We start from the raw sequence: 6,172 nt of genomic DNA, 5'->3' as shown, positions 1-6,172 counted from the left end.
TTAGATATAAAGAAGAATAAAGAAGAATAAAGAAGAATGTATTGAAAAAGGTATTGAAAAATAAAATAGCAATAGCTAAAAATTTAAAAAAATCTGGTTTAGATATAAAGTTTATAAGTGATAATAGAGGTTTGAGTATAGAATAAATATAAAATCTATAATAAAATAAAAAATTATAATAAATAGTAAATAATATTTTATTATTAGGTAATAAATAATATTTACTTTATTAGAATGTATTTTGTTTTTTATAGTGCTTTTTTATTTGTATGTTTAAAAACTGTAAATATATTTATAGTTTTTTAGTTTATAATATTACTATAAATTGACGTATATCTAATATATTGTCAAAGCTATTACTTTATTTGTTAAAAAAAATTTCACAATATCATATAAATGATTGTTTAAAATCGTTATAATTGTTATTATAGCATAAGTAATAGAAGTAATTTTTTAGTAAAAGGAGTTTATAATAATATGACTAATGAAGAGATGTTTAAAAAGGTTGAAAAGAGATTCAATTCTCAGGATTTTTTATCTTTTGTAGGAATGAAACTTGAGCATATAGAGAAGGGAAAAGTTATTATATCATGTGAAAATAAAAAAGAGTTTTCTCAGTATTTAGGATATATGCATGGAGGAATGGTTGCAGCACTAGCTGATACTGCGGGAGGACATGCAGCTGCAAGTATACTTGAAGAAGGATACAAAACTGTAACTTCCGAGCTTAAAATACATTATTTAAAGCCTGTTGTTGCTAAAAAAGTAATAGCAGTTGGTGAAGTTTTAAGTGCTGGAAAAAAGTTAATAATAGTAGAGGCAGTTATAAAAGATGAAGAGGATAATATGCTTGCTAAAATGATAGCAACTATGTTTGTAATAGACCCTGCTTAAATTTATAAAAATAATATATAAAAAACATTATTTACTATTTTTAATTTTTATTAGTTTATAAAATTAGATACTATAAAATTATATTGATAATTTAAGGAGATTAAATATGATAATAGGATTTATTGGTGCTGGTGCTATGGGAGGAGCTTTAATAGAAGGCTTTATAAAGTCTGGAATAGAGTATACAAATATCATAGCTAGCGTAAAGACAATGGAGAAAAAAGATTATCTTGAAAAAAATCTTGGCATAAAAGTTTATACAGATAATAGAAAAGTGGCTTCTGAGGCTGATATTTTATTTATAGCAGTTAAGCCTTATATGGTTAGCTCAGTAGCGGCAGAGATATCATCATCTATTAAAGTAGGGGCTACTATTGTTAGTGTTGCAGCTTCTGTAAGTAAGAGGGATTTGTCAAGACTTTTTAATGGCAGCAGAATTGTAAGAATAATGCCTAATACACCAGTAAAAACATGTAATGGTTTTATATCAGTTGTGGAGTCGGAAAATAAAGTTGTAGAAAATGGTGTTGTGGAGTTATTGAAACGTGTAGGAATGGTTAAGGTAATAAAAGAAGAGCAAATACATGCATACAATGCTATGGCAGGCTGTTCTCCAGCTTTTATGTATATATTAATAGAGGCTATGAGTGATGCAGGTGTATTAATGGGTATAGACAGAAGAACATCTATAGAAATGGCAGCACAGGTTTTTAAAGGTACTGGTGCTATGGTATTAGAATCTGGAAAACATCCTGCACAATTAAAAGACGGAGTATGTACTCCTGCAGGTCTTACTATTAAAGGAGTTGAAGTTCTTGAAGAAAAATCTATGAGAAGCGGTCTTATAGAAAGTGTTATTGCAAGTTATAATAAGTCTATAGAAAGTGAAAAAAAGTAAAAATTGTGTTATAATATATATATATAGTATGATTTTTTTGTCATATTATATAGAATTATAATAATCAAATTGAAAAATTCTGTTTGACTTTTTTAATTCAATTATTATAATATCAATATAAGATATATGGAGAAAAATATGCCTAAAAAGACAATATTAGTTTTAGATGATGAAAAAAGCATTAGAACTCTGTTTGAGGAAGAGTTCAAAGATGAAGGCTATGATGTAGTATCCACAGACAGCGGAGAAGAAGCCTTAGAAATGCTTGATAAAGGTACTCCTCATATTGATTTAATAACTTTAGATATAAAAATGCCTAAAATGGACGGTTTGGATTTTTTAGCTAAAGTTAGAGAAAAACATAGAGAGCTGCCTATAATAATATGTACAGCATATAATAATTATAGACATGAGTTTTCTGTTTGGAATGCAGATGGTTATATATTAAAATCAGGCAATCTTACAGAAATTAAGGACAAGATAAAAAGACTTATAGGTTAAATATTTATGCCTCATATTCGTAAAGATCCTGTAACTAAGCAGTCCGTTATCATTTCAGCAGAAAGAACAGTAAGACCTAGTGATTATGTTAATTTGAATGAAAAGCATATAGCCAATTCTGAGCTTAGCTGTCCTTTTTGCAGAGGTCATGAGATGAAAACTCCAGACCCTGTTTATACTGTTTATGCTGAACAGGAAGAGATTTGGCAGGTTAGAATAGTGCCAAATAAATACCCTATAATATCTGAGACACATCAAAATGAATTGCCTAAAGAAAACAGCCTTTTTTGTGCCAGCAGTTCTAAAGGGTTTCATGATGTTATCATAGAACACCCAAATCATTATTTTAATTTTTACCATGCACAGACAGAAGATTTTTTCTATATTTTTAAAGCAGTTATGATGAGACTTAGAGACTTGGGTAAGAATGACGGTATGTTGTATAGTCTTCATTTTAAAAACTTTGGTCCCGAAGCTGGGGCGAGCCTTTCGCATTCTCACTCACAAATTATAACAACTCCTTTTATACCAGTTCAAATGCTTGATGAAATTAATGGTTCTTTTGAATATTATAATGAAAACAATAGATGCGTATATTGTGATATTATATCCGAAGAAAAGAAACTTAATGAAAGGGTAATATATGAAAATGATAATTTTATAGCCATTGCCCCTTTTGCTTCAAAGTCTCCTTATCAGATATATATAATGCCAAAACAACACTCTAATAGTATAATATACGCTTCTAGTCCTAATATTCTTGATTTTGCTTCTATACTTAAAAATATATTCGACAGGCTATATAAACTTTTAGGTGAAGTGAGTTTTAATTATGTGCTTCATACTCTTTTACCTGTATTTAATGATAAATATAAGTACTCCAGTCATTGGTTTTTAGATATAATGCCTAAAATGAGCAAACTTGCAGGCTATGAATTAGGAAGCGGTGTATTTATTAATTCTATTACCCCAGAAGATGCTGCAGAACAGTTACGAAATGCATTATAATATTACTATATGATCTCTGGTAACAATAGCATCATAATTTTTGTAGCCTAATATCTTTAATATATCATTAGAATGATGTCCGATTATTTTCTCAACATCATCAGAACTGTAATTAATTATTCCTCTTGCAAATTCATTTTCATTTTCATCTATAATGCTTACTATATCTCCTTTTTTGAAAGTATTAATTACCTTTGTTACACCTATAGGAAGCAGGCTTGATTCTTTTTCTAGTACAGCCTTTTTAGCACCTGCATTTACTTTTAATTTTCCTATTATAGTTGTAGCATAAGCAATCCATCTTTTTTTTGTAGGAAGTTCATTAGGCTCTTCTACAGGATAAAATATAGTTTTATCTTCACTTTCAAATATATTATTAAGCACATTAGGCTTTTTACCGTTTGCTATAAATAAGGCACAGCCAGACCGAGTAACTATTTTAGCAGCCTGAAGTTTTGTTTTCATTCCACCTCTTCCGCCTTTGGAAGCATCAAGACCAAGATTTTCTATTTCTTTTGTAACTTCAAATACTTCATGTATAAATTTAGCATTGGGATTTGTTTTAGGGTTATCATCATAAAGCCCGTTAATATCTGAAAGTATTATAAGCAAATCAGCATCAAGTTCGCTTGCTACTAAAGCAGAGAGTTTATCATTGTCAGAAAAACTTATTTGGGTAACATCGTATAATTGTTTAAGTTCATCGCTTGATACAGTATCATTTTCATTTATTATAGGTACAACCTTATATTTTAAAAGCATATTTAAAGTAGAGTGAAGGTTAAGATATCTTCTTCTGTTTGAAAAATCTTCTTCTGTGAGAAGTATTTGAGCTGTAACTATATCAAATTTAGAAAATCCATCTTCATATATAGACATAAGCTGAGACTGTCCTATAGCAGCACAGGCTTGTTTTAAAGCTACCTCGTCCAAATCCTGAACATTAATTTTTTTAGCTCCAAGTCCGACTGCTCCAGAAGTAACTATCAACACCTCTTTACCCATTCTGTGAAATTTTGCTATGGCTTCTATAAAAGAATATATTCTGGCTAGAGAAATATATCCTTCATCATTTCTTAAAACATTAGTTCCGAATTTGAATACTATTCTGTTTATATTATTTAAATCTATTTTTTTCATAGCGGGTATTATAAATTATATATATAAAAAAATAAAGTTATAATTTATGATTATTTTAAATTTATTTATAACATCATGCGATTATTATAAATAAATTTAAAAACAAATCATATTTAGTAACAACTTTGGTTTTTATAATTATTTGTTTCCCCATACTCCACCAAATTTAAAGCTTAAGCCTAAATAAAAATCATTATCTACTGTATAGTGTCCGCTTTTTTCATTGTACGATATAACTCCTACTTGGTTTCTATTTTCTAATTCATAATATTGGTAATTATTTTTATATACTGGATCATATGTAAAAGTATCAGAAAGCATAATTTTGAAATCGTCGGTTATATTAAATGTTATTCTTAAGAAAGCTCTGTATTTAAGCTGATAAATATCTTCTGCATTTGAATATATATTATTATCATGTATACCAAAATGTGCTGTTATATCAAATTTCCATAATCTTCTTGCTTCAAAAAATATAAATCCACTCATTCCATAATATGGTTTTGCCCCATTAAATGTCTGCACAGAAAAATCAGTATAATATCCGTCATTAAAATGAGGTGTATTTGTATTGGCTTCACCAGGAAAATATTGATTATATACTCTTATACCATGTCTGAACCAAAAACCCTCAATTCCTACGGTAAATCTTCCGTTTTTTCCATTTCTGAAGTAAAAAAATGCATTAATACTGTCTCCCCATTCTTTAATTGGCTGAGAGCCTATTTCTGTAACTATGCCTGCTACTCCAGTATTTACATAGTCATTACTGTATGCTACTTTAGCCATAAGTCCTTTAGAAGAATTAGCATCAAGTCCCATTTCGCCATTAATCATTCCTACACCTATAAATGCTCCAAAGAAATTTGCTTCTATCATTAATCCAGTATCATATCTTGGTATAAACTGAGTATCATATCCTATAGGCATATCTCTTGGTCCAGACAGCACAGTTGCTTTATTGCTGCTTACTGTATGATAATAAAATAGGGTGGGAAAGTATGAAGTCATAGGTATATTTTTTGTATATGGTTCTAAAACTCCTACTCTTATACCTACATATTTGAAATTTACAAATATATTCATCTTTGAAAAATCAAGTACTGGAGGCGACATATCTTTATAAAATCTTGCTTTATGAGATAATGGTTCATAAAATCTTACATTCATATCAGCCTCTATAGAAGCATATTTATATTCTTTTATATAATTTAAATCCCCATATAAAAGCACTCCTAATGTATCTTCATTTCCAGTTTGTTCTATAAGATCGCTCATTCTTCCGTATGCTACCATTTCTAAAGATGCAGATAATTGTCCGTATATTTTTATATTATTGGTATTTGTTGTTTGAGAATATGCATTATAACTAATTATAATAATTAACATAATACAAAAACAAGAGAAGTAAAAAATTTTTGCTATGGGTATTAACTTTTTATAGTGTGTTGTGTGTTGTGTGTTGTGTGTTGTGTGTTGTGTGTTGTGTGTTGTGTGTTGTGTGTTGTGTGTTGTGTGTTGTGTGTTGTGTGTTGTGTGTTGTGTGTTGTGTGTTGTGGTTTTTTCATTAATCATCTCCTTATAATATAATATTACTACATATAAGTCAATAGACTTGTTTCAAAATTACTTGACAAACAATTTTACAAGTTTATTATTTTATGTTGAATTAAATAATATTAATTATTGTTTAATTCAATGTTTTACATGTTGTATAAATTATGTATTTAA

Annotated in this window: 6 protein-coding genes; 4 read left to right on the top strand and 2 right to left on the bottom strand. The window is 28.7% G+C overall.

The features are described from left to right. The first annotated feature begins 477 nt into the window (after positions 1–477). From KQ44_RS05345 to KQ44_RS05330, 4 genes are all read left to right on the top strand, one after another. A complete protein-coding gene (locus KQ44_RS05345; RefSeq protein ID WP_096736544.1) occupies positions 478–894 on the top strand; it encodes a PaaI family thioesterase in 417 nt (138 codons plus the stop codon). A 106-nt stretch (positions 895–1,000) separates the two neighbouring features. After that, positions 1,001–1,792 (top strand): pyrroline-5-carboxylate reductase, encoded by a 792-nt coding sequence (gene proC, locus KQ44_RS05340; RefSeq protein ID WP_096736543.1) that lies wholly within the window; start codon positions 1,001–1,003, stop codon positions 1,790–1,792. 138 nt (positions 1,793–1,930) lie between these two features. Continuing rightward, positions 1,931–2,293, top strand: a complete 363-nt coding sequence (locus tag KQ44_RS05335) for a response regulator (RefSeq protein ID WP_012670232.1) — start codon at positions 1,931–1,933, stop codon at positions 2,291–2,293. A gap of 6 nt (positions 2,294–2,299) precedes the next feature. Next, positions 2,300–3,301: a DUF4931 domain-containing protein gene (locus tag KQ44_RS05330; RefSeq protein ID WP_096736542.1), complete on the top strand. Its 1,002-nt coding sequence runs from the start codon at positions 2,300–2,302 to the stop codon at positions 3,299–3,301. On the opposite strand, the gene proB is transcribed toward KQ44_RS05330, so the two are convergent. Further along, complete coding sequence (gene proB / locus KQ44_RS05325) at positions 3,296–4,441, bottom strand: glutamate 5-kinase (protein ID WP_096736541.1); 1,146 nt, start codon at positions 4,439–4,441, stop codon at positions 3,296–3,298. The two genes, KQ44_RS05330 and proB, sit on opposite strands and share 6 nt — an antisense overlap. Before the next feature lie 138 nt (positions 4,442–4,579). Continuing rightward, a complete protein-coding gene (locus KQ44_RS05320) occupies positions 4,580–5,830 on the bottom strand; it encodes a hypothetical protein (RefSeq protein WP_096736540.1) in 1,251 nt (416 codons plus the stop codon). Between the last annotated feature and the right edge of the window lie 342 nt (positions 5,831–6,172).

Source organism: Brachyspira sp. G79 (assembly GCF_002379365.1).
In the GTDB taxonomy this organism is placed as follows: Bacteria; Spirochaetota; Brachyspiria; order Brachyspirales; family Brachyspiraceae; genus Brachyspira.
This window is presented reverse-complemented; position numbering and strand designations above follow the sequence as displayed.